General features: G+C 61.5%; 24 protein-coding genes and 1 riboswitch. Of the genes, 10 read left to right on the top strand and 14 right to left on the bottom strand.

Annotated features, from left to right (window positions below):
• The first annotated feature begins 1 nt into the window (after window position 1).
• Both ACESY8_RS10065 and ACESY8_RS10060 read left to right on the top strand, forming a co-directional pair.
• Entirely contained in the window at window positions 2-100 is a 99-nt protein-coding gene (locus ACESY8_RS10065) for a 3-keto-5-aminohexanoate cleavage protein (RefSeq protein ID WP_334261737.1), read from the top strand.
• A 234-nt stretch (window positions 101-334) separates the two neighbouring features.
• On the top strand, window positions 335-907 hold the full coding sequence (locus ACESY8_RS10060; RefSeq protein WP_009260811.1) for a uridine kinase family protein: 573 nt from the start codon (window positions 335-337) through the stop codon (window positions 905-907).
• A gap of 205 nt (window positions 908-1,112) precedes the next feature.
• Here the strand turns inward: ACESY8_RS10060 and ACESY8_RS10055 are convergent, their stop codons facing one another.
• A complete protein-coding gene (locus ACESY8_RS10055) occupies window positions 1,113-2,897 on the bottom strand; it encodes a DUF4261 domain-containing protein (RefSeq protein ID WP_009260812.1) in 1,785 nt (594 codons plus the stop codon).
• 193 nt (window positions 2,898-3,090) lie between these two features.
• On the opposite strand from ACESY8_RS10055, the gene ACESY8_RS10050 reads away from it, so the two are divergent.
• The 4 genes from ACESY8_RS10050 to ACESY8_RS10035 all read left to right on the top strand — a co-directional run bounded on the left by ACESY8_RS10050 (window position 3,091) and on the right by ACESY8_RS10035 (window position 6,543).
• Entirely contained in the window at window positions 3,091-5,085 is a 1,995-nt protein-coding gene (locus tag ACESY8_RS10050) for a fructose-bisphosphatase class III (protein ID WP_007489126.1), read from the top strand.
• 65 nt (window positions 5,086-5,150) lie between these two features.
• Window positions 5,151-5,630: a zinc ribbon domain-containing protein gene (locus ACESY8_RS10045; RefSeq protein ID WP_054339182.1), complete on the top strand. Its 480-nt coding sequence runs from the start codon at window positions 5,151-5,153 to the stop codon at window positions 5,628-5,630.
• A gap of 41 nt (window positions 5,631-5,671) precedes the next feature.
• The gene (locus ACESY8_RS10040; RefSeq protein WP_054339181.1) at window positions 5,672-6,172 is read left to right on the top strand and encodes a zinc ribbon domain-containing protein; all 501 of its coding nucleotides are present in this window, start codon (window positions 5,672-5,674) and stop codon (window positions 6,170-6,172) included.
• A gap of 26 nt (window positions 6,173-6,198) precedes the next feature.
• Window positions 6,199-6,543: a hypothetical protein gene (locus tag ACESY8_RS10035; protein WP_054339180.1), complete on the top strand. Its 345-nt coding sequence runs from the start codon at window positions 6,199-6,201 to the stop codon at window positions 6,541-6,543.
• A gap of 36 nt (window positions 6,544-6,579) precedes the next feature.
• Here ACESY8_RS10035 and ACESY8_RS10030 read toward each other — a convergent pair whose 3' ends face one another.
• The 5 genes from ACESY8_RS10030 to ACESY8_RS10010 all read right to left on the bottom strand — a co-directional run bounded on the left by ACESY8_RS10030 (window position 6,580) and on the right by ACESY8_RS10010 (window position 11,233).
• Window positions 6,580-8,289: an FAD-dependent oxidoreductase gene (locus ACESY8_RS10030; protein WP_054339179.1), complete on the bottom strand. Its 1,710-nt coding sequence runs from the start codon at window positions 8,287-8,289 to the stop codon at window positions 6,580-6,582.
• 13 nt (window positions 8,290-8,302) lie between these two features.
• Window positions 8,303-8,533 carry a rhodanese-like domain-containing protein gene (locus tag ACESY8_RS10025; RefSeq protein ID WP_498794725.1) on the bottom strand — a complete coding sequence of 77 codons (231 nt, stop codon included), beginning with the start codon at window positions 8,531-8,533 and terminating at the stop codon, window positions 8,303-8,305.
• Between the two features lie 179 nt (window positions 8,534-8,712).
• The gene (locus tag ACESY8_RS10020) at window positions 8,713-9,378 is read right to left on the bottom strand and encodes a Crp/Fnr family transcriptional regulator (protein ID WP_044943376.1); all 666 of its coding nucleotides are present in this window, start codon (window positions 9,376-9,378) and stop codon (window positions 8,713-8,715) included.
• Window positions 9,378-10,400 carry a transglutaminase domain-containing protein gene (locus ACESY8_RS10015; RefSeq protein ID WP_288859811.1) on the bottom strand — a complete coding sequence of 341 codons (1,023 nt, stop codon included), beginning with the start codon at window positions 10,398-10,400 and terminating at the stop codon, window positions 9,378-9,380. The genes ACESY8_RS10020 and ACESY8_RS10015 overlap by 1 nt, the downstream gene beginning before the upstream one ends.
• On the bottom strand, window positions 10,397-11,233 hold the full coding sequence (locus ACESY8_RS10010; RefSeq protein WP_204681950.1) for a Cof-type HAD-IIB family hydrolase: 837 nt from the start codon (window positions 11,231-11,233) through the stop codon (window positions 10,397-10,399). The genes ACESY8_RS10015 and ACESY8_RS10010 overlap by 4 nt, the downstream gene beginning before the upstream one ends.
• 202 nt (window positions 11,234-11,435) lie before the next feature.
• Between ACESY8_RS10010 and nrdD the strand changes: the two genes are divergently transcribed.
• A complete protein-coding gene (gene nrdD / locus ACESY8_RS10005) occupies window positions 11,436-13,604 on the top strand; it encodes an anaerobic ribonucleoside-triphosphate reductase (protein WP_154250170.1) in 2,169 nt (722 codons plus the stop codon).
• A gap of 14 nt (window positions 13,605-13,618) precedes the next feature.
• Window positions 13,619-14,137 (top strand): anaerobic ribonucleoside-triphosphate reductase activating protein, encoded by a 519-nt coding sequence (gene nrdG / locus ACESY8_RS10000; protein ID WP_054339175.1) that lies wholly within the window; start codon window positions 13,619-13,621, stop codon window positions 14,135-14,137.
• A gap of 69 nt (window positions 14,138-14,206) precedes the next feature.
• Here nrdG and ACESY8_RS09995 read toward each other — a convergent pair whose 3' ends face one another.
• Window positions 14,207-15,091, bottom strand: a complete 885-nt coding sequence (locus tag ACESY8_RS09995; RefSeq protein WP_024724431.1) for a LysR family transcriptional regulator — start codon at window positions 15,089-15,091, stop codon at window positions 14,207-14,209.
• 153 nt (window positions 15,092-15,244) lie between these two features.
• On the opposite strand from ACESY8_RS09995, the gene ACESY8_RS09990 reads away from it, so the two are divergent.
• Together ACESY8_RS09990 and ACESY8_RS09985 are read left to right on the top strand one after the other, a co-directional pair.
• Window positions 15,245-16,717, top strand: a complete 1,473-nt coding sequence (locus ACESY8_RS09990; protein ID WP_054339174.1) for an SLC13 family permease — start codon at window positions 15,245-15,247, stop codon at window positions 16,715-16,717.
• A gap of 15 nt (window positions 16,718-16,732) precedes the next feature.
• A complete protein-coding gene (locus ACESY8_RS09985; protein WP_054339173.1) occupies window positions 16,733-17,659 on the top strand; it encodes a hydroxymethylglutaryl-CoA lyase-like TIM-barrel protein in 927 nt (308 codons plus the stop codon).
• A gap of 94 nt (window positions 17,660-17,753) precedes the next feature.
• On the opposite strand, the gene ACESY8_RS09980 is transcribed toward ACESY8_RS09985, so the two are convergent.
• The 7 genes from ACESY8_RS09980 to ACESY8_RS09950 form a co-directional block, all read right to left on the bottom strand.
• Window positions 17,754-18,056, bottom strand: a complete 303-nt coding sequence (locus ACESY8_RS09980) for a cysteine-rich small domain-containing protein (protein ID WP_024724434.1) — start codon at window positions 18,054-18,056, stop codon at window positions 17,754-17,756.
• A gap of 23 nt (window positions 18,057-18,079) precedes the next feature.
• On the bottom strand, window positions 18,080-18,385 hold the full coding sequence (locus tag ACESY8_RS09975; RefSeq protein WP_024724435.1) for a hypothetical protein: 306 nt from the start codon (window positions 18,383-18,385) through the stop codon (window positions 18,080-18,082).
• Between the two features lie 120 nt (window positions 18,386-18,505).
• A riboswitch (cobalamin riboswitch) is annotated at window positions 18,506-18,724 on the bottom strand.
• Between the two features lie 182 nt (window positions 18,725-18,906).
• On the bottom strand, window positions 18,907-19,125 hold the full coding sequence (locus ACESY8_RS09970; protein ID WP_024724436.1) for an ATP-binding domain-containing protein: 219 nt from the start codon (window positions 19,123-19,125) through the stop codon (window positions 18,907-18,909).
• 1,000 nt (window positions 19,126-20,125) lie between these two features.
• Window positions 20,126-20,623: a hypothetical protein gene (locus ACESY8_RS09965; protein WP_152970514.1), complete on the bottom strand. Its 498-nt coding sequence runs from the start codon at window positions 20,621-20,623 to the stop codon at window positions 20,126-20,128.
• Window positions 20,577-21,362 (bottom strand): hypothetical protein, encoded by a 786-nt coding sequence (locus ACESY8_RS09960; RefSeq protein WP_204681946.1) that lies wholly within the window; start codon window positions 21,360-21,362, stop codon window positions 20,577-20,579. The genes ACESY8_RS09965 and ACESY8_RS09960 overlap by 47 nt, the downstream gene beginning before the upstream one ends.
• 352 nt (window positions 21,363-21,714) lie before the next feature.
• A complete protein-coding gene (locus ACESY8_RS09955) occupies window positions 21,715-22,041 on the bottom strand; it encodes a hypothetical protein (protein WP_152970512.1) in 327 nt (108 codons plus the stop codon).
• 319 nt (window positions 22,042-22,360) lie between these two features.
• The gene (locus ACESY8_RS09950; protein ID WP_054339171.1) at window positions 22,361-23,110 is read right to left on the bottom strand and encodes a metallophosphoesterase family protein; all 750 of its coding nucleotides are present in this window, start codon (window positions 23,108-23,110) and stop codon (window positions 22,361-22,363) included.
• Window positions 23,111-23,129 lie beyond the last annotated feature (19 nt).

The raw sequence follows: 23,129 nt of genomic DNA, 5'->3' as shown, positions 1-23,129 counted from the left end.
CGTGCAGTTCGTGGAGCGCGCCCGCCGCGTCATCGAGGAGTACGGCAAGCAGGTCGCCACCCCCGCCGAGGCCCGCGAGATCCTCAGCCTGGGCAAGTAAAACATATCAGACAGGAAAGCCCTGCAGGCAGAAGCTTGCAGGGCTTTCCTCCCGAAAAAAGGTTTTCAACAGGCGGAACGTCGTTTGACCCAATGTGACAGGAAACCCTGACGGTTCCCTGTTACATGACCTTTCCCCCGCCCCCCTCCTGTAGAAGGATTTAGCGACAGTCTGGCTTTTTTCCGTCCCGCCGTTGTGGTATACTGAAAAAAACGACGAGAGGAGGGCCCGCGCTTGGAATCCCTGGAGGCCCTTTTGGAACTGCTCACCCCCCTGGCCCGGCTGGGCCGCCCCGCACTTGCCGCCATCGACGGCCGCTGCGGCAGCGGCAAGAGCACCCTGGCCGGACTGGCGGCCCACAGGCTGGGCTGCCCCCTGTTCCACATGGACGATTTTTTCCTTCCGCCTGCCCTGCGTACACCGGAGCGTTATGCCGCTCCTGGCGGCAACGTCCACTATGAGCGGGTGGAGGCAGAGCTGCTGCGCCCCCTGCGGGAGACCGGTGCGGCCTGCTTCCGCCCCTTTGACTGCCGCTCCATGGACTTTTCCGCCCCCATCCGGGCCGAGCTCACCGGCCTAGCACTGGTGGAGGGCAGCTACGCCCTCCACCCCGCCCTGCGTGGCTGGTATGACCGCACCGTCTTCCTGACCTGCTCCCCCGGCGAGCAGCGGCTTCGCCTTCTGGCCCGTGAGGGCCCGAAACGGCTCCCCGCCTTTTTAGAGCGTTGGATTCCCCTGGAGGAGGCCTATTTCCAGTCCACCGGTCTGCCCGGAGGGTGTGACCTGGTGCTGGACACCACCCCCTGATACCGCAAACAGCGGGGGAACGGATGCTCCGTTCCGCCGCTGTTTCAGCCTGTCGAAAGCTTCTTTTCGACAGGCTGAAGGACCTTTTGATGCTTCAAAAAGTCCTTTGATCCAACGTGAAAGGGAACCCCTGACGGTTCCCTTTCACGCTATCCTTCCCTCCAAATCCTTCGGCCGAAGGGTTTACCGACCGCCGCCGCTTACTTTATACCTCACCAGGCCAGCCGATTTTCAGGGTCATACCCTCCTGTCCCACACCCGCGCTGCGGGTGATGGGCAGGCGCTGCTCCTCCGAGAAGCCGATGGTCTCGCCATCCCGGAGGGTCACGTCCTCCTCCAGCAGATAATCCGCGATGTTCAGGAGGAAATTCCGCACCTCGGCGGGCTCGGCCCTGGCGTCCAGCACCTCCAGTTCGTCCTTGCCGAAGCTGCGCAGGCCGTCGGTATAGGCGCCCATCCCCTCCTCCGTCCGGTAGAGGCCCACCCACACCAGATTGAGCAGGGGCAGCTCTCCCTCGTCCAGCGGGGCGGCCGCCTCCTGATAGAGCTCCGGCGGATAGACCGTACCGTTGGCGTACACACCCAGAGTCCCCGCCTGCCCGCAGGCGGCGCACACCAGCTTCACCTGGAGGGCGGCGGCCTTCCATGGCCCGGCCTCCCGGCCCAACACCGACACCAGGAGCTGCCCCTTGTGCCGCCGGGCAGCCGCCTCGGCCTCCGGCCACAGGTAGCACCGCCCGGCGGCCTCCTCCGCCTCGCCGTGGGGCACCGGGAAGGGGTAGAGGCTCAGGGCCGCCAGCATCCCCTCCACCTCAAAGACCAGGGTGCTCTCCCCGTCCTCCCCATCCTCCGGCTCGGTCATGCAGGGAATGCCCCAGTGGTCCCGCAGCGCCCGCTTGAAGGCCTCGGGGTCCCACTCCGGCTCCTCCAGCAGCACGAAGGCCAGAAAATTCCCCGCGGAGCCGGGCTGCTCCAGAGCGGGCTGCCCCTCCTCCCGCAAAGAGAAGTCGGCCCCGAACAGCACCATCTGGCTGTGCCCGCCCCCCTGGAAACACAGCCGTAGCCCCTGGTCCCGCTGGATGGTGAACCACGCCAGCTCCAGCCCGTCGGTCTGCAGCTCCGCCCTCAGCTCCAGGAAGGTTCTGCCCCGCCGGTCCAGCTCGGGCAGGCGGGCCGCCAGCGCCGCCGCCCACTCCGCGGACAGCTTGGACAGGGCGGCCTCGTTGCCGAAAAAGCGGCCCTGTACCGTCCCCTCTCCGTAGGGCATGGTGAAAGTGCAATAGGGGGCGTCGGCCTCCCACTCCGTCACGCCCAGGGCCGCCTTGACGGCCTCCAGATTGGCCCGGTCGCAGAGGATACAGGCGATGGCCAGGCGTTTGTCCGCCATCTCCCCCTCCTCCGCCTCTCCGGCCTGGAGCCGCCGGTCCTGCTCCGGGTCGATCCAGTGGTACTCCATCTCCTCCAGGCTCCTGCCCTCCCGGATCTCCCGGGCCAGGGTGGTGAACTCATAGTCCCCCGGCTCCAGGGCCAGCCCCCGCTCCACTGCGGCCAGGGCCCCGGCCGTGTCACCAAAGTGGCTGCGCAGCTTGCCCAGTTGTAGCCAGCCCCACACATAGTCCGGCTCCACCGCCACTCCCTTTTCCGCGTAGGCCAGGGCCTCCTCCAGCCGCCCGCAGTACAGCAGGGCGCAGGAGTAGCGGTAGTACCACATGCCGCAGCGGGCGGCCTCCGCGCTCCCCTCCGACGCGGCCATCCACTGCGCCGCCCGGCAGTACGACTCATATTCGTCCAGGTTGTTGCAGGCGTAGGAGTACCAGAGGGCCGTCTCCAGGTCGGCCTTTGCCGCCTCCTCGGAGAAGCGCCCCCGGCGCACGCCGTCCTCCACCCGCTTCTCCAGGTAGTCCAGCATCTTGTAAAAGTACCCTGTGGAGCCGTCGCTCATGGCCTCCAGGTTTTCCACATCCTGCGGTGACAGTACCAGGCTCTCCATATCCATCCCCCTCGCAAAATAAATATAATTTATAAAATCTGTTTTTATTATAACAGGGCGTCCCTCCCCTGGCAAGCCCCATTCCGGCGGGGCGCGGGAAAAGCCGGGCGCAATTCCCCTATCCCCTTGCATCCTCCACCGGAACGTGCGATAATAAACTGAAATCACCCGTTTAATCAAAGGAGGTTCCCGCATGAAGCCCACCCAAGCCTGCCGCCCCGAAAACCTGCACTATCTGAAAATGCTGGCCCGCCAGTACCCCACGGTCCAGGCCGCCAGTACGGAGATTATCAACCTGCAGGCCATCCTGAACCTGCCCAAGGGCACGGAGCACTTTGTCTCCGACGTCCACGGGGAATACGAGGCCTTTCTGCACATCCTCAACTCTGCGTCCGGGGTCGTGCGGGAAAAGCTGGACGATCTGTTTGCCGCCACCGTCTCCAAGGCGGAGCGGGACCAGCTGGCCACCCTGATCTATTACCCCAAGGAGAAGCTGGAGGAGATCCAGCGGGAGACCCCCGACATGCGGGAGTGGTACCGCATCACCTTCCACCGGCTCATTGAGATCTGCCGCCTGGTCAGCTCCAAGTACACCCGCTCCAAGGTGCGCAAGGCCATGCCCAGGGAGTACGCCTACATCATCGATGAGATGCTGCACACCCACTACGAAGACAACGACAAGCGGGACTACTACGAGAACATCATCTCCACCATCATCGACATCGGCCGGGCCTCCAACTTCCTGGTGCAGCTCTGCGAGCTCATCAAGCGCCTGGCGGTGGACCACCTCCACGTGGTGGGGGACATCTTCGACCGAGGCCCCCGGGCGGACATCATTCTGGACTCCCTGCTGGACTACCACAGCGTGGACATACAGTGGGGCAACCACGACGTGCTGTGGATGGGGGCGGCCTCCGGCTCCCGCACCCTGGTGGCCACCGTGCTGGCCAACTCCCTGCGCTACAACAACCTGGAGGTCATCGAGACCGGCTACGGCATCTCTCTGCGCCCCCTGTCCGTCTTTGCCAACGAGGTCTACCGGGACACCGACGTGTCCCGCTTCTCCGTCAAGCTCACCGGCGAGGAGGCAGAGCGGTACACCGAGAAGGACAAGCTGCTCTCCGCCCGGATGTATAAGGCCATCACCATGATCCTCTTCAAGCTGGAGGGGCAGAAGATCCTGCGCAACCCCGACTTCGGCATGGCCGACCGGCTCCTGCTGGACAAGATCGACTACGAAAGCAGGACTGTGACGGTGGACGGCAGAGCCTATCCCATGCTGGACACCGACTTCCCCACCGTCAACCCCGCCGATCCCTACGCCCTCACCCCCGAGGAGGAGATCCTGATCCACCAGCTCACCCTCTCCTTTCTCCACAGCGAGAAGCTCCAGCGGCACGTCCGCTTCCTCTACTCCAAGGGCAGCCTGTATAAAATCTTCAACGGCAACCTGCTCTTCCACGGCTGCATCCCCATGGCGGCCGACGGCTCCCTCCTCTCCTTCCCGGTGAACGGGGGGCGTCTCTCCGGCAAGGCCTTCCTGGACTATGCGGATCTGGCCGCCCGCCGGGCCTACTACTCCGCCCCCGGCTCGGCGGAGCGGGCCGCCGGCATGGACTTCCTGTGGTTCCTGTGGGCGGGCCGCAACAGCCCCATCTTCGGCCGCGACCGCATGACCACCTTTGAGCGGCGTTTCCTCGCCGACGAGTCCACCTGGGCCGAGCCCAAAAACGTCTACTACCAGCTCTACAACGACCCGGAGATCTGCGAGGCGCTGCTGCGGGAGTTCGGCCTGGAGGGCCCCCACTGCCACATCATCAACGGCCACGTCCCCGTCAAGTCCAAGAAAGGGGAGAGCCCCATGAAGGGGGGCGGCAGGCTGCTGGTCATCGACGGCGGCTTCTGCAAGGCCTATCAGCAGACCACCGGCATCGCGGGCTATACCCTCATCTACAACTCCGCCTGCTACCGCCTGGTGTCCCACGAGCCCTTCGTGGGCCGGGCGGAGGCCATCCGCACCAGCCAGGACATCGCCTCCACCTCCGTGGTGTTCGAGCGGCTGGAGTCCCGGCTGAAAATCGCCGGCACCGACGTGGGCCGCCAGCTCCAGGAGCAGATCGACGATCTGATGGCCCTCCTGCTGGCCTACCGCAGCGGCGCCATTGCCGAGGATCACAAGGAGTATTGACGAGGGCCCCCGCCCTCTGGTACACTGGAAGAAAAACGGCGGTTTCCGCCGAAAGGAGGCTCTGTATGGCCCTCATCGCCTGCCCGGAGTGTGGAAAAGAGATCTCCAACCAGGCCCCCGCCTGCATCCACTGCGGCTGTCCCCTCGCTCCAAGGGCTCCCCTCGATCCAAACCGCTTCTCCGTGGTGCTCACCGCCTGCCCCGAGGACTCCGAGGGGCGTTACCGCGTCCGAAAGCTCGCCATCCATCTGGAGGAGAGCGTCTGGGAAGCCGTCTACGCGTTTCTCTCCCAGCCCGCGGCCGAACGCGCCCCCTCCACCCTCCAGACCCATCTGACCCAAAAGGACGCCTGGGCGCTGGCCGACACCCTCCGCGGGGCGGGGGCCGAGGTGCAGGTGCTCGACTCCACCATACCCGATGTCCCCCAGCCCCATCCCTTCGAGGGGTGCCGCGCCATGGACTTCGGCAAAACCGTGGCCGCAGTGATCCTTGGCGTCCTGGCCGCGCAGCTGATCCTCCTCCCCCTGGCCTTGCTCCTCTCCTAGCCCACCACTCCGCCCCTTCCGGCGAAAAGGAGGTTCTCCCCATGGCGCTCATTTCCTGTCCCGAGTGCGGAAAACAGATCTCCGACCAGGCCTCCGCCTGCATCCACTGCGGCTACCCTCTGCCCAAGCAGCCCACAGCCCCGGCCGCTCCCCCTTCCCCGGACCGCTTCTCCGTGGTGCTCACCGCCTGCCCGGACGGGCCGGAGACCCAGAGCAAGGTGGTGGAGCTGCTCATGGCCGAGCTGGGCATCTCCCGCGCCGAGGCCGAGGCCTACGTGGACAACTGCGCGGTGGTTCCCTCTATCGTCCTGCGGGAGGGGATGACACAGGACGCGGCCCAGGCGCTGACATTCGCCCTGCGTGACGTGGGGGCTTATGCCCGGGTGGTAGATCCCGCACAGCTGGAGCCCTCCTCTCCCCCTCCGCCGCCCGCCGGGGACCCGCCCGCCGACGAGGGGAGGGGCGGCATGGGTTTCGGCGGGACGGTGGCCGCGGTGATCGTGGGCGTGATCGCGGCGCTTCTCCTCCTCTCCCTGTTCTAAAGCGCCAGTTCACCCTCTCCGCGGGGGTGATCGGGGCCGCCGTCCTGCTCTACGCCTGCAATAAGCTATGGTTTCTCCCCGCTGCCTCCGGCCCGCTCCGCCTCTTCCTGGCCTGGTATTTCAGCGACCTTCTGGCCGGGGCCCTGCTGCTGGCCCTGGTGGAGCTTCTTCTCGTTCTGGGGCGGCTGTCCCCCATACGCTCCGTTCCGGCCGCCGCCGGGTATCTGCTGGCCTGCGGCCTCTTTCTGGAGCTGGCCCCCCTGCTGTATAAGCCCTCCTCCGTGTGCGACCCGTGGGATCTACTGGCCTATCTGGCAGGCGGCCTGCTGGCGCTCACCCTGGAGCGGCGGCTGCTCAGCCATAGCATATAAAACCGGCTGCTTTCCAAGGAAAGCAGCCGGAATTTTTTAATCCTTTCCAGTGGGGACACCGCACAGGTGGGTCGGCGCGGCATCGTGGGTCCGGTCGGTGGCGTTGTAGGACCAGAAGCGCCAGCCGCCGGACAGGTTGGAGCACCGGAAGCCATGCTGGGACAGGATGCGGCAGGCCAGATAGCTCCGCAGGCCGCTGTAGCAGTTGACATAAACCTTCTTCCCTTTGTCCAGTTCACCCAGCCGCCCCCGCAGCTCGTCCAGGTGGATGTGAAGCGCGTCGGAGCGGAGCAGTCCCTGCTTCCTGACCTCGCCCGGCGTGCGCACATCCAGCAGGATCACCGAGCCGTCCGCCGGCAGCTCCGCCACCGCGTCCCAGTGGTGCTGCTCCACCAGCCCCGCCCGGACATTCTCAATCACATAGCCAGCCATATTCACCGGATCCTTGGCCGAGCCGTAGGGGGGCGCGTAGGCCAGATCCAGCTCGGTGAGCTGTTCGGCGGTGAGGCCCGCTCGAATGGCGGCGGCCAGCACGTCCATGCGCTTGTCCACCCCATCGAACCCCACAATCTGCGCCCCAAGAATGCGGCCGGATGCGGGATCGAAGAGGGTCTTGACCGTCATGTTGCGGGCGCCGGGGTAGTAGGAGGCGTGGGAGGCGGAGTAGGTCACCACCTTGTCATAGGCCACGCCCGCGGCCCGCGCCTGTTTTTCGTTCAGCCCCGTGGAGGCCGCTGTCAGGTCAAAGAGCTTGAGCACCGAGGTGCCCAGCGCCCCAGTGTAGGCGCTCCGCCGCCCGCAGATGTGGTCGGCGGCAATGCGCCCCTGCTTGTTGGCCGGGCCGGCCAGCGCAATGTGGCTTTTGGCTCCGGCGACAAAATGCCGCACCTCCACCGCGTCACCCACGGCGTAGACGTCCGGGGCGCTGGTGCGCATCTGCCCGTCCACCGAGATCGCCCCCTTGACGCCCAGGGCCAGGCCCGCCCGGCGGGCCAGCTCCGTGTCGGGGGCCACGCCGATGCCCAGCAGCACCAGGTCGGCCGGGAACCGCTCCCCGCCCTCCAGCTCTACAGCCAGCCCGTCCCCCTGGGGAGAGAAGCCGGACACCCGTGCGCCCAGGCGCAGCTCCACCCCCTGGCCCCGGAGATAGGCGTGGATCTCCGCCGCCATGTCGGCGTCCAGGGGCGGCAGCACCTGCGCGCCCCGCTGGAGCAGGGTGGTGTGCACCCCCGCGTGCACCAGGTTCTCCGCCATCTCCAAGCCGATGAAGCCGCCGCCCACCACCACGGCCCGCCGGACGGGATGCTCGTCCAGGTAGGCCCGGATGCGCAGGGTGTCCTCCACCGTGCGCAGGGTGAACACACGGGGGTCGTCCTCGCCGGGCAAGTTGGACCCCACGGGCCGCGCCCCGGGCGAGAGGAGCAGCTTGTCATAGTGGAGGGCGTAGGTGCTCCCATCCTCCAGGCGGCGGACGGTGACGGTATGCTGCTCCGGGTGAAGCTCCACCGCCTCCTGCCCCACCCGCACGTCAATTCCGAAGCGGTTTCGGAAGCCCTCCGGGGTCTGTAGGGTCAGCTCCTCCCGGTCGGTGATCACACCGCCCACATAGTAGGGCAGGCCGCAGTTGGCGTAGGACACGTAGCCCGTGCGCTCCAGGATGATGATCTCCGCGCGCTCGTCCAGGCGGCGCAGACGGGCCGCCGCAGTGGCCCCTCCGGCCACGCCGCCGATGATGACAACCTTCATGCTGCTTCCCTCCCTATGCTTCCAGCGGCCCGCGGTAGCCCAGCAGGCCCCCCAGATCGGTGACGGAATACCCCGCCCGCGCCAGCCGGGCTCTGGCCTGGGCGCTCCGCGCCCCGCTGCGGCAGTAGACAAACAGTGGGCTCCCAGCAGGCTCGGCGATGGTATCCAGCCGATCCAGGGGCAGGTTTTTCGCTCCGGGCAGGTGGCCGTCCCGGTATTCCTCCGGGGTGCGCACGTCCAGCAGGACGGCGCCCGAGGTGTTGCGGTATTATTCCAGGCCCTCGCTCAGCGCGGGGCGGCGGGCAAAGAGGTCAAACAGTCCCATACATTCAGCACTCCTTTTTCTCACGGACGGGCGGGCCGTCCTGGACGCTCTGTCTGTACCCAGGATACCAGAAACAGCCCGCCCCTTCCGTGACAAAATCACCGTAGGCTGTCCGATGCCAGAGCCTCCAGCGCCGGAAGGTCCAGCAGCTCCACCCCGCCCCGGCCCAGCCGCACCAGACCGTCGTTCTGGAAGTCCTTGAGCAGGCGGCTCACCACCTCCCGGGCGGAACCCAGGTGGCGGGCCAGCTGGTCATGGGTGAGGCGGAGGGAGGCGCTCTCCGCCAGGCGGCTCTCCTCCACCAGCAGGGCAGCCAGGCGGCCGTCCAGCTTCTTGCTCAGAATCTGGTCCATTCGCCACATCACCTCGGAGAAGCGGTCGGCCATCAGCTCGCTGGTGTAGTTGGCCACTGCCGCGCTCTCCTCCATCAGCCCTTGATACACCTCCGCCGGCAGAAAGAGGGCAGTGGTATCCCGCTCCGCCTCCACCAGCACGTCGAACTGGATGCCCCGCAGTACGCAGGAGGCGGAAAAAAGGCACATATCCCGGGGAAAGAGCCGGTAGAGGGTCAGCTCCCGCCCCTCGTCGGTGAGCATATAGGCGCGGAGCTGTCCCTCGGTGGGCAGGATAAGCCCCGCGCACTCCGTCCCGCCGCCGTACACCATCTCCCCCCGGGCAAAGCGCCGCACCGCAGCGCCCTCCTCCAGCCGCCGCCGTTGCCCCTCCGTCAGCCGGTCCCAAAAGGGCAGGTACTCCCGCAGCATCAGCCTTCCTCCTCTCCCTCGTTGGCCTCCTGGGCGGTGCAGGCCTCGGCCGGAGGCGCCTCCGGGAAGCGCACCTCCAGCACCGCCTGGGGCCTGTTCAGCCGGATGGCGGCGTGCCGCCCCTTCCGGGCCGCCGCCTCCTCCAGCAGGGCGGCCAGCTCCCCCAGCACCTCCCCCGTCAGGGGGCCGCCCCGCCAGTGGAACACCAGGGGCTTCCCCTTGCGGACGGCCTGGGCGGCCCGCCCGGCCACCTCCTCCGGCCGGGTGAAGGAGAGCTTGGCCTCCCGGTAGTAGAACCGCCCCCCGTCGGCGCAGGCGGGCACCGGATAGACCAGGGCCTCGTGATCCCGGAACAGCCGCCGGTCGTCCAGATTGAAGTAGTCGTAGCGCACCAGCTCCGCCGATCCCAGCGAGTTGTCAAAGGTGGCGTCCAGGTGGTAATACGCATCCCCCAGGCGCACCACGTTCCAGGCATGGCGGTACTTGATCCCCTTGTCCGGGTTGTTCTCCGCCAGGGCCACAATGCACCACACCCCCAGCCGGTCACACAGGCACTTGACCGCCTTGGCGATGCCCTCGCACACCCCCACCCCCTGGCCCAGCGGGCCGAGAATCTCGTGGGAGTAAGGCTTTTTCAGCTTGTCGTAGCGGACATTCCGGCAGATAAAATCGTGGACATACCGCTCCTTCTCCCCCTCGTTCAGCCCCATGGCCGGGCGGCACAGGCGATCCAGCCGGGCGGCCAGCGCCTTCTGGTGGGTCTGGATCTTCCCCTTGTCGAAGAGGTACTGGGGCAGCAGCTCCACCGTGGCGGCGGCCGGGTACACCCGGTAGGAGAAGCCGGTGACGTAGAACAGCTCCGGGCAGTCCAGCCGCAGGCGGGCCAGCACGTCTCCCAGCTCCCGCCCCTCCAGCCGGGGTACCGGGAAGGCGGGGCGGAGGGCGGCCAGCCCGGTCTTCATGGCGTGGTAGGCCGCCTGGCCGGCCTTGTCCAGCTGCCGGAAATAGTACGCCTCGGTCATGCCCCCTCCTCCAGCAGCCGGAGCAGCGTCCGGGCCACGCCGTCCTCCTGGTTGGTGTCCGTCACCAGCCGCGCCGCCGCCTTGGCCTCCGGCGCCGCGTTCCCCATGGCCACCCCCAGCCCCGCCGCCGCCAGCATGGAGCAGTCGTTGCGCTCGTCCCCGAAGGCCGCCGCCCGCTCCAGGGGGATACCCAGATGCGCGCACAGGGCGGTCATGGCCGCCCCCTTGGTGGCGTCCCGGTGGGTGAGCTCCACGTTGCCGGGCAGGGAGCAGGCCACCGAGAGCTCGGGAAACTCCTCCGCCAGGGCGGCGAGCACCGCCCGCTGGGTGGCCTCGTCCCGAAAGTAGCTCTGGATCTTCTGCACCGGCCGCCCCCGGCGGCCCACATAGCCCCGCAGATCCTCCATGGGGCGGCGCATCTCCCGGATGATCCGCTGGGAGACCGGGTCCAGGATCCAGTCGTCCAGCGCGGCGTAGTACCGGGCCTCCATCCAGCCGCAGTTGTCCTCCATATAGCAGTCCAGGGTGCCGGGAAAGTCCTCCAGCCGGGCCATCACCCGGACGGCCAGCTCCGGGGACAGCTCCGCCCGGCGGATGGCCCTCCCCTCCGCCCGGTCCCACACCACCGCCCCGTTCATCACAATGGCGTACCGCCAGAAGGGCAGCTCCTGCACCGCCCGGGGGATGGCGTTGAAAAAACGCCCGGTGGCGGGCACGAAGGAAATCCCCCGCTCCGCCGCCCGGGCCAGGGCCTCCGCCGTCCCGGTGGACAGTCCCTTGTCTCCCAGCAGCAGGGTGCCGTCCAAATCGCTGAAGATGATATCAATGCGCACCGCAAATGCCTCCTGACCGCCCCGTGGCTCCTTCCGGGGCTTCGCTGTCTGTTTTGTCTATTATACCGTGTCCCGCCCCGGAATTCCACCCCGGTCTGTCCGATTTGACAAAACGCCAAATATAGTATTGCGCTTTTCCAGTTAGCCCTATATAATGTAGCGGACGAATGAATTGCAAGGAGTGGCAGCACCAGTGAAAATCATGAAGCGCAACGGCAGCGAGGCCGCCTTTGACCGGGAGAAGATCGCCGCCGCCGTCACCAAAGCCAATCTGGCCACCGACCAGCCGCCGGAGCTGTCCGGCGGGCAGGTGGCCCAGCTCGCCCTCAGCGTGGAGCAGGCCGCCGCCCGGATGGGCCGCACCCTGTCCGTGGAGGAGATTCAGGAGCTGGTGGAGACCGAGATCATGCGCCTGGGCGCCTTTGAGACCGCCAAGCGCTACATCCGCTACCGCTATGTCCGCTCCCTGGCCCGGGCGGCCAACACCACCGACAGCCAGATCCTCACCCTCATCGAGTGCAACAACGAGGAGGCCAAGCAGGAGAACGCCAACAAGAACCCGGTGGTCAACTCGGTTCAGCGGGACTACATGGCCGGCGAGGTGTCCAAGGACATCACCCAGCGGCTGCTGCTCCCCCCCGACATCGTGGAGGCCCACAAGGCGGGCATCATCCACTTCCACGACATGGACTACTACGCCCAGCACATGCACAACTGCGATCTGGTCAACCTGGAGGACATGCTGCAAAACGGCACCGTCATCTCGGGCACCCTCATCGAAAAGCCCCACAGCTTTTCCACCGCCTGCAACATCGCCACCCAGATCATCGCCCAGGTGGCCTCCAACCAGTACGGCGGCCAGTCCATCTCCCTGGCCCACCTGGCCCCCTTTGTCCAGGTCTCCCGGGAGAAGATCCGCGGACAGGTGCTGGCGGAGATCGCCGCCGTGGGCGGCACCCCCTCGGAGGAGGTGCTCTCCGGCATCGTGGAGAAGCGCCTGCGGGAGGAGATCCGCCGGGGGGTGCAGACCATTCAGTACCAGGTGGTCACCCTCATGACCACCAACGGACAGGCCCCCTTCGTCACCGTGTTCATGTACCTGGGCGAGGTGGACGATCCCCAGACCAAGCGGGATCTGGCCCTCATCATCGAGGAGACCCTGGTACAGCGCTATGAGGGCGTAAAGAACGAGGAGGGGGTTTGGATCACCCCGGCCTTCCCCAAGCTCATCTACGTGCTGGAGGAGGACAACGTGCGCCCCGGCACCCCCTACTACTATCTGACCAGGCTGGCCGCCAAGTGCACCGCCCGCCGCCTGGTGCCCGACTACATCTCCGAGAAGATCATGAAGCAGAACAAGGTGGATCAGAACGGGGAGGGCCAGTGCTACACCTGCATGGGCTGCCGCTCCTTCCTCACCCCCTACGTGGATCCGGAGACCGGAAAGCCCAAGTACTACGGCCGGTTCAACCAGGGCGTGGTGACCATCAATCTGGTGGACGTGGCCCTCTCCTCCGGTGGCGACCGCGAGAAGTTCTGGAAGGTGTTCGACGAGCGGCTGGAGCTGTGCTACCGGGCGCTGATGTGCCGCCACGAGCGGCTGAAGGGCACCCTGTCCGACGCGGCCCCCATCCTGTGGCAGTACGGCGCTCTGGCCCGGCTGAAGAAGGGGGAGCCCATCGACCGGCTGCTCTACAACGGCTACTCCACCATCTCCCTGGGCTACGCGGGGCTGTACGAGTGCGTCAAGTACATGACCGGCCGCTCCCACACCGATCCGGAGGCCACCCCCTTCGCCCTGGAGGTCATGGAACACATGAACCGGGCCACCGCCGCCTGGAAGGCCAAAGAGCACATCGACTTCTCCCTCTACGGCACGCCGCTGGAGTCCACCACCTACAAGTTCGCCAAGTGCCTGCAAAAGCGCTTCGGCGTCATCCCCGGCATCACCGACAAGTCCTACATCACCAACAGCTACCACGTCCACGTCACCGAGGAGATCGACGCCTTCTCCAAGCTGTCCTTCGAGGCCCAGTTCCAGGCCCTCTCCCCCGGCGGCGCCATCAGCTATGTGGAGGTGCCCGACATGCAGCAGAACCTGGAGGCCGTGCTCCAGGTCATGGGCTTCATCTACGACCACATCATGTACGCCGAGCTGAACACCAAGAGCGACTACTGCCAGGTGTGCGGCTTTGACGGGGAGATCCGGATCGTGGAGGACGACGGCAAGCTGGTGTGGGAGTGTCCCAAGTGCGGCAACCGGGAGCAGAGCAAGCTCAACGTGGCCCGGCGCACCTGCGGCTACATCGGCACCCAGTTCTGGAACCAGGGCCGCACCCAGGAGATCAAGGAGCGGGTGCTCCACCTGTAAGGAGGGCGGTTCCAGTGTACTACGGCAGCATCAAGCCCTGCGACATCGCCAACGGCACCGGGGTGCGGGTGACCCTCTTTGTCTCGGGCTGCACCCACCGCTGCAAGGGCTGCTTCCAGCCCCAGACCTGGGACTTCCGCTACGGCCAGCCCTTTACCGCCGAGACCGAGGAGGCGCTTCTGGAGGCCCTGGACCGGCCCTACATCAGCGGGCTTACCCTGCTGGGGGGCGAGCCCTTCGAGCCGGACAACCAGCGCGCCCTGCTCCCCTTCCTCCGCCGCCTGCGACAGCAGCTCCCGGACAAGACCGTGTGGGCCTTTTCCGGCTACACCTGGGAGGAGCTGACCGGGCAGAGCCGCGCCCGCTGCGAGGCCACCGGCGCGCTGCTCTCCCTGGTGGACGTGCTGGTGGATGGGGAATTTGTGGAGGCTCTCAGGGACATCTCCCTGCGCTTCCGCGGCTCCTCCAACCAGCGGCTGCTGGACGTCCCTGCCTCCCTGGCCGCCGGGCGGCCCATCCCTTGGGAAGGCTAAACAACAAAAAACAGGCCGGCCGGAGCGAGGGGTCCCGCTCCGCCCGGCCTGTTTTTTCTCCACAGCGTCCTACATCCCGCCTCCGTAGTAACGCCGGGCCAGCTCCACAATGGCATTTAAGCACTTGTCATCCCGCTGCCGCCAGAGCAGATGCTCCTCGCTGGGCGGGATATCTCTCAGGGGGACGAAGACCACGTGCTCTCCGGCACTGAAGCGATAGAGCTCAGACAAAACAGCAATCCCGCATCCGCAGGCCACCATGGTGAAGATTTGGGGAATGGAGTCCGCCTCCTGGACCACGTGGGGTGAGAAGCCATTCCGGCCGGCATAAGTTACCACCGTGTCAAACTCCACACCGGAGATTTTGTAGTCTGGGACCAAAAACGCCTCATGCCGCAGTTGAGAGAAGCTCAGCTCTCCCGCCCCAGCCAGGGGATGGCCGCCGGGCAGCACGGCGCAGATCTGGCTGACGGACAGGCTCTGCCGCCCCACGTTGTCCGCCCGGGGCCGGCCGAAAGCCAGGACGAAGTCTGCCATGTGGTCGTCCAGGGCGCGGAGAAGGCCGTTTTCGCTGTAAAAGCGCAGCTCCAGCCGGAGGTTGGGGTATTCCTCCTCGATATGCCGCCGCAGGCCGGCAAAGGTATCGCAGACCCGGTCCCGGGGCAGGCCGAAGCGGACCAGGCCCGAGATGTCGCCCGCCGCCGTCCGGGCATTGTTCACCCCCTTACGATATACCTCCAGCATCTCCTCACACGCCCGTGCGAACTCCTCCCCCGCCGCTGTCAGTGCCACTGTCCGTGTGCTGCGCTCCACCAGCCTGAGGTTCAGCTCGCTCTCCAGCGCCGCGATGCTTTTGCTCAGGGCTGGCTGGGTGATGTATAGCTGCTTCGCCGCCTGAGTGTAGCTTCCGGACTGGCAGAGCGCATAGAAATGGGACATCTGCGCGATAGTCATACGGCCACCTCCTCGTGGTATGGCCATTATATAACATTTCCTTATAAATAAAAAGGAAAAACATGAATTTAACAAATAAGCCGACCCGTGTTATAGTTGCCATGGAGAGAGGTGTGCGGTGAAACCGCACCAAAGACAGAAGGAGGAAGAACGATGAAACAGACAAACGCATCCCCCAAGCACAGCTCGCGGATCTACTACCTGGGGACGCTGGCCATGCTGGCGAGCATGCTCCTGCTCCCCCATCTAATCCCGTCCTGGGCTGACGGGATCACCCCCGCCGGCGTGTCCATCGCCTGCGTGTTTGTGGGTGCCATTATCGGCATCCTGACCACCAACGACTTGATCCTGTGCGCCCTGTTCGCCATGGGCGGCCTGGTAATCAACGGCATTCAGACCCCTGTCCAGGTGATCAGCTCCTTTATGGGCGCCTCCTATGTGTGGCAGATCGTGGTGCTCTATGCCCTGTGCTACGTCATCATCCGGGACAACACCGGCGAGGTCATCGCCCGGTTCCTCCTGACCCGCAGATTCACTCAAAAATACCCGATGGTCATGGTGATGATGCTCCTCTTCGCCTTTGGCCTGGCCGCCGCCTTCATGGGGGTGTTCGGCGCCCTCATCGTGGGTTTCACCCTGCTGGATGGAATCTACGCCGAGGCCGGTATCGAGCCCAAAAGCAAGCTGGCCCGCCTGCTATGCCTGGGCGCCTTTATCACCATGTGTATCGGCCCTATGACCATCGGCAGCATGGCGGCCCTTAATCTGGCGGCAGGGCAGTTCTTTCTGTCCGCTGCTGGGGTGCAGGTAGCCACCTTCCGCTTCGTGGCGGAGGCCTTTGCCATTCTCATTGCCTTCTGCGCCGTCTTCGCTCTGGCCCTGCGCTTCCTCTTCCGGTGCGACATCCGAGCCCTGGGCCGGGTAGATCTGGCCCAGGCCCTGGCGGACAAGCCCCTGCGCCTGACCCGGAGACAGTGGATCCCCCTGGCCGCCTTTCTGATCATCGCCCTCCACTCCTTCACCAGCCCCTACTGGCCTGAGATGCCGGTGCTGAGCGCCCTAAAGGAAATGGACACCGTTCTTTTTACCTCAGTGGCCCTGGCGGTGCTGGCCCTTATCCGGGTGGACGGGGAACAGATCTTCTGCCCTGTGGAGGCCTTCACCAAGGGCGTGAGCTGGCCCATTGTCATGGCCGTGGCCTCCATGGCAGCTATCGGCGGCCTGCTGGTGGCCGACGAGTACGGCATCAAAGCCTGGCTGACGCAGGCCCTGGGTGGCCTCTTCTCCAATCACAGCCCCCTGCTCTTTGTGGCCATGACGGTACTTATTACCTTGGTGCTCACCAACTTCTTCTCTAACACAGCCACCCTGCTGGTGGTCTCCTCCCTGGTATCCACCCTGAGCGGTCCCCTGGTGGAGGCAGGGTATGACATCACCATCCTGGCCGTGGCCATCTCGCTGAGCTCCATGGTGGCCTACCTCACCTACGCGTCCAGCGGTCAGGCCGCCATCCTGCTCAGTCGGAAAAACATGGACAACAAATTCATCTGGACCTACGGTATCGCGGCCATGCTGCTCTATGCGGCGGTGGTTATTCTGGTGTCCGCGGTGTGCCTCTTCTTTTGAAAGGAGCGTTTCGCCATGAATTATCCCTCTTTGGTTTCCCTGAGGGAGGTTGCCCCCAGGGACGGCTGGCAGAAATTCAAGACCGTCCTTCCAACCGAGGTTAAGCGGGAGCTTATCTGTAGTATGATCGACTACGGCGCCCGTGAGCTGGAGATCGGCGTCTTCAGCTCAGATCCCGTACGTGGCCGACAGTACCTGGATCTGGAGCCGCTCTGTCAGGCGGTGCTCCCCTATGCCGCAGAGAGGGGAGTCAAGGTGACTGCCCTGGTGGAGAGCGTAGAGGCCGCCCAACGGGCCAGGGCGCTGGGTATCCGCCACGTGGACTTCTTTCTCTCCGTCAGCGACGCCTTCGGCCAGGGCTTCGGCTCCACGCCGGACAGGGCCTTCGCCACCCTGGAGGCCATCGCCAACCTCCCGGACCTCCAGGTACAGGCGGCCCTGGGCGCGGTCTTCGGCTGCCCCTTCGGTGACGCCACTCCCCTGGAGAAAACCCTGGCTTACGCCCAGCGGGCCATGGAGCTGGGGGCCTCCTCCCTGGGACTGGGAGACTCTGCCGGAAAGGCCGATCCAATCCACACCGAGCGCATCCTGCGGGGAATTCTGGAGCGCTTCCGGCCAGAGCAGATCTCACTGCACATCCACAACACTGAGGGATTTGGTCTTGCCAACTGTGTGAAAGCCATGGAGTTGGGCTTTACCCGGTTTGACGTATCCCTGGCGGGCATGGGCGGCTGCCCCGTGATTCCCAATGCCAAGGGGAACATTCCCACCGAAGATTTCGTCAATCTACTCCACAAAATGGATATCGGCTGCGGCATTGATCTGGATCGCTGCACCGTGGCCTCTTTGGACATGAGCCGCCGGATCGGCGCACCGGTCATCAGCAGTATGGCGGGCAACACCCTTCTGAAACAGGATGCCTCCCCGCTACCTGTTAAATGAACGGCTACCTATGCCTAAAAAAGCGCCCGCCTGCGCATAGCAGTTGGGCGCTTTTTCCATGTGCATCTCGGAATGTATAGGCTGGAACCTTCGTTTACTGTCCTTCCTTCTTCTCCCGTTCCGCCATCTCGCCAGCAATCTTCTGGAAACTGTCGGCAATAAATCCATAGTTCTCCCGGCGGTGGGGTACCAGGCACTTGCTGCAGTCCTTGACGCCGCTTTCCAAATAGGTGAAGTTTCCCCCGCACTTCCGCCCCAGCATATAAAGCGGGCAGTAGCAGAACAGGCAGTTGAACTCCGTCCCCTCCGGCACCGGGTGGCAGGGGTAATATTCGCACTCCTTGTTGGTATAGAAAGCGAAGTGCTTGCCCTCCCAGTATTTTTTTTGTTCGCCCATAACCGTATCTCCTTCCCGTTGCGTCAATTCTCTTTTGTCTCCCAAGGGGTAAACAGACAGTAGGCGGGGCACAGCTCCCCCATATAGATCCACACGTTCTCCCCCATCTCCACCGGCTCCGGGAAGGTCAGGTTGGGGATGAACAGCTTCAAAGTGGTACGCTTCTTCCCTTTCAGATTTACCCCCTCCGCCGTGGGGTGGGTCCGGAATTCCTCTACCTGCTGTGCCAGGTCGGCGATGCCGAGCTCCCGCGCCAACCGGGGCAGCACCTCGTTCTCCTTACAGTAGGATACGTGGTCGGGGTTCTTGATCCAGGTGAGATTCAGCATAGCGGTCTCCTTCCTTTCTGCTCGTCGTCACTGTCTCCTGCATAAAACTGCGGCCGCGGCAGATCCCATGATCCGCCGCGCCCGCTTTTCCGCGCGCTTTCCCGGCGCACACCGACGTGCGCCCCACGCTCAAACACCATAGGTCTTCCGGCTCGTGCCTTTCCAGAGCGATCTCGCTCCTGCGTCTGCCGTTCCGCCTTCTCAGGGCCCTGCCCCAATGACCGGCTCACGCCTCGAACGGCAACCTCAAGCACATACGGCTACGGGTATAGCTCCGGACTCCCACCGGCTTCCCTCATCCCTGCGCCTGCCCGAAGGGCAGCACTCGCGCAGAGTCATGATGCTCCATATAAACTTGGCTGTGCACCCTTATTATACTCCATGCAGGCCAAAAGTCAAGAGACAGGTGGCGGTCCTGCTGCCTCGGCATTCAGAAATTGTGTTTTGATGATATTCAGACCCAACCGGCCGCCGGCCGCCTTGCCGAACCCGTCGATAATCTGATTGATTGTATCCGCACTCTAAAAGATTTTTAATTTTTCCTTTGCACGGGTGATGGCTGTATAGAAAATGCCGTGGGAGATCTGCTCGGAATTGCTGCTGGGGATGACCTCCTTGGCGGAATTGTACTCGAGGCCCTGCGCCTTGTGAATGGAGACTGTATAGGCCAACTGAAAGGGGACGACCGAAAGCCCAAGGAGTGGTCGTCGGAGATCCCGTCCAGCTACAGACGAAGTCATCCCCAGACTCTTCCGTGTTTTTGATCTCGTCCCCGCCGGTAAAGCGGATCACCGCAGAGTCCTTGCTAAAATCGAGCGACGCGAGAAACCTGGGGGAAATGTACTTCCAGAATACGCGCTCCTGCCCTCGCTTCCCCGTATTTAACACCAGGAACAAGATACCGGGGTCCAGCGTAACCTCCAAAGCCACATATGCAGGGAAGGCAAGATCCCGTAGCCGATAGTGGACAGCGCCGTCCAGCGATATCTGCGGGGTCGAGGTTCCCTTACTCTGGACCACAAAGCTCCGCTTTGGCCGCCTAGACACCTCTGGAGACGGGACTAATTCAAACGTCCCATCCGTATTAGGCCATGTGTCTTCAGTCGAGAACCTCTCACTGATTTTCCGCCCGAGCCCAAAAATGCCTGGAGCATTGTAACAGCGTCCCGGTCATCACCAGACCATGCGGTGTGGGTGTTACTATATCGCTGAAGCTGTTCAGATATAATTTTCATGCCCCCTTCATGTTGACAGAAAATCCTTCCAAAATTGCTTATATGCTAATTGTAATCAATTTTCGCTCTTTATTACAAGCTACATGCCATATCCTCTGATTCCAAAATTATATCTTTTCCTTTCGCCTGCAAAATCCAGATAATATTTTGTAGTAAAACACCACTATAGCATGACTGATTGCCAGCATATCATAGAGGTATTACAAATTTAAAAACCACGTCTCAGCCTCAATTGGCTAAGACGTGGCTTTCAAATTTGGAACAGACGGTTAAAACCGACAAGAAAAAAGCCGCACACAGGGCGGCCCCAAACCGAAGCCCAGCGTAAGCTGGTTCTGTTTGGAAAGGAGGAGCAGCGGCGTGAGCGCGCTCTGACATATAAAATAAGTCGGAGCAAGCGATCCATAGCTTGCTCCGACATGGACGGTAGCTACAAAAAAGATACGCTTCCCTGTTCAGAGTGCCACACCCTATCTTCATTTTGGTATATCATAAGTTTGTCCTACTAAGCTTCACGGATAATACTATTAACAATGAAAGAAAAAAGCAACCACATAAACAAGAAATTTAGAGAAAGCAAAGCAAACCCAAGAGATGATAAAACAATTTCACTATGTAAATAATTTGAAAACCACCCATTGGTTTTATTAAAAATTGAAATGTAACTTATTACAATACTCACTAAGCCACAAAGCATTGCTGCTCGGAAGTAGGTTATTAAGACTCCTAATTTACTTTTGCCTGGTACATTTGGATCCGGAGCATTTTTCATTGCAGTCATTGTCTTACTTCCCAAAAGTGCAGTCAGAGCAGCAATATAAATACCTAATGCTATAGCAATTACAGAAATTGAATGATCCGCAACTTCAAAATAATCAACCTTCAGCCAAAACTCAAGTATAATGATTACAATAGCCACTACACCAATAGCTATTTTATGTTTTCTATACAAGCTATCACCTAATCTCATGCAATAGGCTATTTTTAACTTCATCAGAATCATAATGCTGGTTTTCATCTTTGGCAACATTTATGTTAATGCTTTTTATTATTGTCGATAGATTAAAAGATTGTTCGACTTGGTTATCATCTAGTCCGATAAAAATGATATCATCACATGCCCCAGAATCATACATATTTTTCATGCGTCGGATGAAACCTCTGGCATTTTCTATAGGTATTTGTGTCCAATCAATTTTTAGTTTTATTTTATCAGGGATATCAAATCCATAGATATTTGAGACCCTATTAAATATGCTGTCTTCTGTTAAATTATATGTACATCTCCGTTGAGCAAATCTTGCTGATTTCAAAAATCGAACTGTTGCTTCGAAATCATCGATAGAGGAATATATATTCTTAATTTCAACTGTTTTTTGTAGTGTTAAATGAAAATACCCTTTTACAAAGGCTTTCTTTGCAGGATCGCTAAGATATAAAACAGCTTGTGCAATATCATAACAGATAAAGAGTTGTTTTCTAGGTTCTACTTGACTTTTTCGTCTGGGATTCTTCTGTAATTGTTCGCTCTCTTCATCATATACTTCATCGCTATATAATTCTGCGTTATCGTATCGACAAGAAATCCATAAAAAGCGATTATCATCTTCCATTGATCGTTCTATCAAGTACAGTTCAGTTGCAGAGCGATAAGTAGATTGTCCATGAGCTGCAATGCTTAATATCTCATTTGTTGTTGGAATCTGACCACCAATAATTAGTTGAAATGCTTTGAACTCCATCGTGACTCCTCCCATACCCATGCAGTTTTTGGGCATCTATTTTAGTTGTCCATTAAATAACATATCCAATAATCTTTCCCCAGGGGTCAGCTTCACGACTGAATCCAAACTGACAACTATTGTATCAGTCGGACTTGAAAATTTTGTCTTCTGGTGTTATTGTATACTCTAATAGAGCTAAACTCCCATTATCGTTTTGACAAAATGGTAGAATAGATGGGCCGGGACACCATGAGCTCTGCAATCTTATTCCTCTCTGCCTGATAGGACTCCTGTCCTTTTATACTTACTATACCACTACCTTTCAGCTTTGCATAGAGGGGAACGCCGGCCCACAGCAAATTTGGCTGCTTTATCTTGCTGTATCCCCGCGTTTCTTTTTCTTTACGCCTCTGTCCACCTGCTGCAGCTCCGGGAAAAAGTAGCGGGCCATCTGGCGCATACGCTCAAAGTCTGTTTCTTCCCGCATCGCCACAGAGATTATCATGGCATCGGAAACCCTTTGTTTCCCAACTCTGCGGTACAGCTCCACTTCGTTCCCCCAGCAGCCGTCCCCGCCTGTGTGGATCTCATCTGAGCGGCCGTCAATCTCCAGCATATACTTGGCGGTGTCAACGCCGATCATCTTTTGCGTCACCCTCTGATCCTTGTATTTCATTTCGTCCAGGTATGTTTTCATGTCCTCCGCAGGGGTTAGGTAGAGAGTCATGCTCCACTCTATGAAACCCTCAAGTTCCTCGCTTTTCTCCTACAGCAACACCAGACGGGCTTCAAAATACTGGGGCGGCTTATAAGTCTGCTACGAGGCTCTGCAGTTTCTTTCCCTTGAATTGTTCAAAATAAAGCGGGTCCCCAAAGAGAATGTGCTTGGGACACGGGATCTTGTAAGTCTCTTTTTTCATTGTGGAACACCTCATCATATGGATTTAAGGCAAAACAGAGGGTCGGCGGTTCACTCCGGCCCCCTGTTTTGCCTTAACCTGTCCAGTTGACCTGCCTCATTTTAGCCGCAGGATCTGCTCGTACAGCAGGACATATTTTTGCTGGATGACCTGGTTGCTGTGGTAGTGTCCGAAGAAGTGGTACTTGAACCTGCACCGTTGGCTGACTTCCTCCAGGAAGTCCGTCAGGGCGTCCGGCGCGGAGTGTTCCCGGAGCAGGGCGTTCTGAATGCTGGTGGGAGCGCAGTGGGTGACGATGTAGTCCACCGCCCAGCCTGCTTTCTCCAGATTGGCCTTGGCTTCCCCGTACTCCTCCTCGCTGGGCAGCTCCTCCTTCCACCAGGAGCGGTGGTTTACCCGGAACAGCGCGCCCTGGGCGTTCAGTCTCTGGAACTTCTTTTGGAACAAGGGGTCGTCCGGCTCCAGAATGCCGTCCCGGATATCGTGGCTGCTGGCTCCGCCCATGGCGAAGATGCGCTTCCCGCCCAACTCAAACACCTGGCCCCGTTCCAGCATGAGCACCGATGGGCGGATGGGCCGCACCTTTCCGCCGTGCCACTCCTCCAGCGGGTAGGTGCGCAGGGCGTCGTAGTTCTCATGGTTGCCGGGGACGAAGGCCGTGGTAAAGGGCCGCCTCTCCAGGAAGTCCAGCCCATCGTCATCCCGCTTGTCTCCGTACCACACCCCTCCAAGGTCTCCGCACACCAGGACAATGTCCTTCTTGGTCATCGTCTCCTGCTCATAGAAGGATTCCGGGAGAAACCGTCTGAAATTTCCGTGAGTGTCGCCTGTCAAATATAACGCCATAATATCAAGCTCCTTTTCC

It is taken from the genome of Clostridium sp. ATCC BAA-442, assembly GCF_964239415.1.
GTDB lineage: Bacteria > Bacillota > Clostridia > Oscillospirales > Oscillospiraceae > Flavonifractor > Flavonifractor plautii.
Note: the sequence above shows the minus strand (reverse complement) of the source record. Positions and strands in the feature narration are given on the sequence as shown.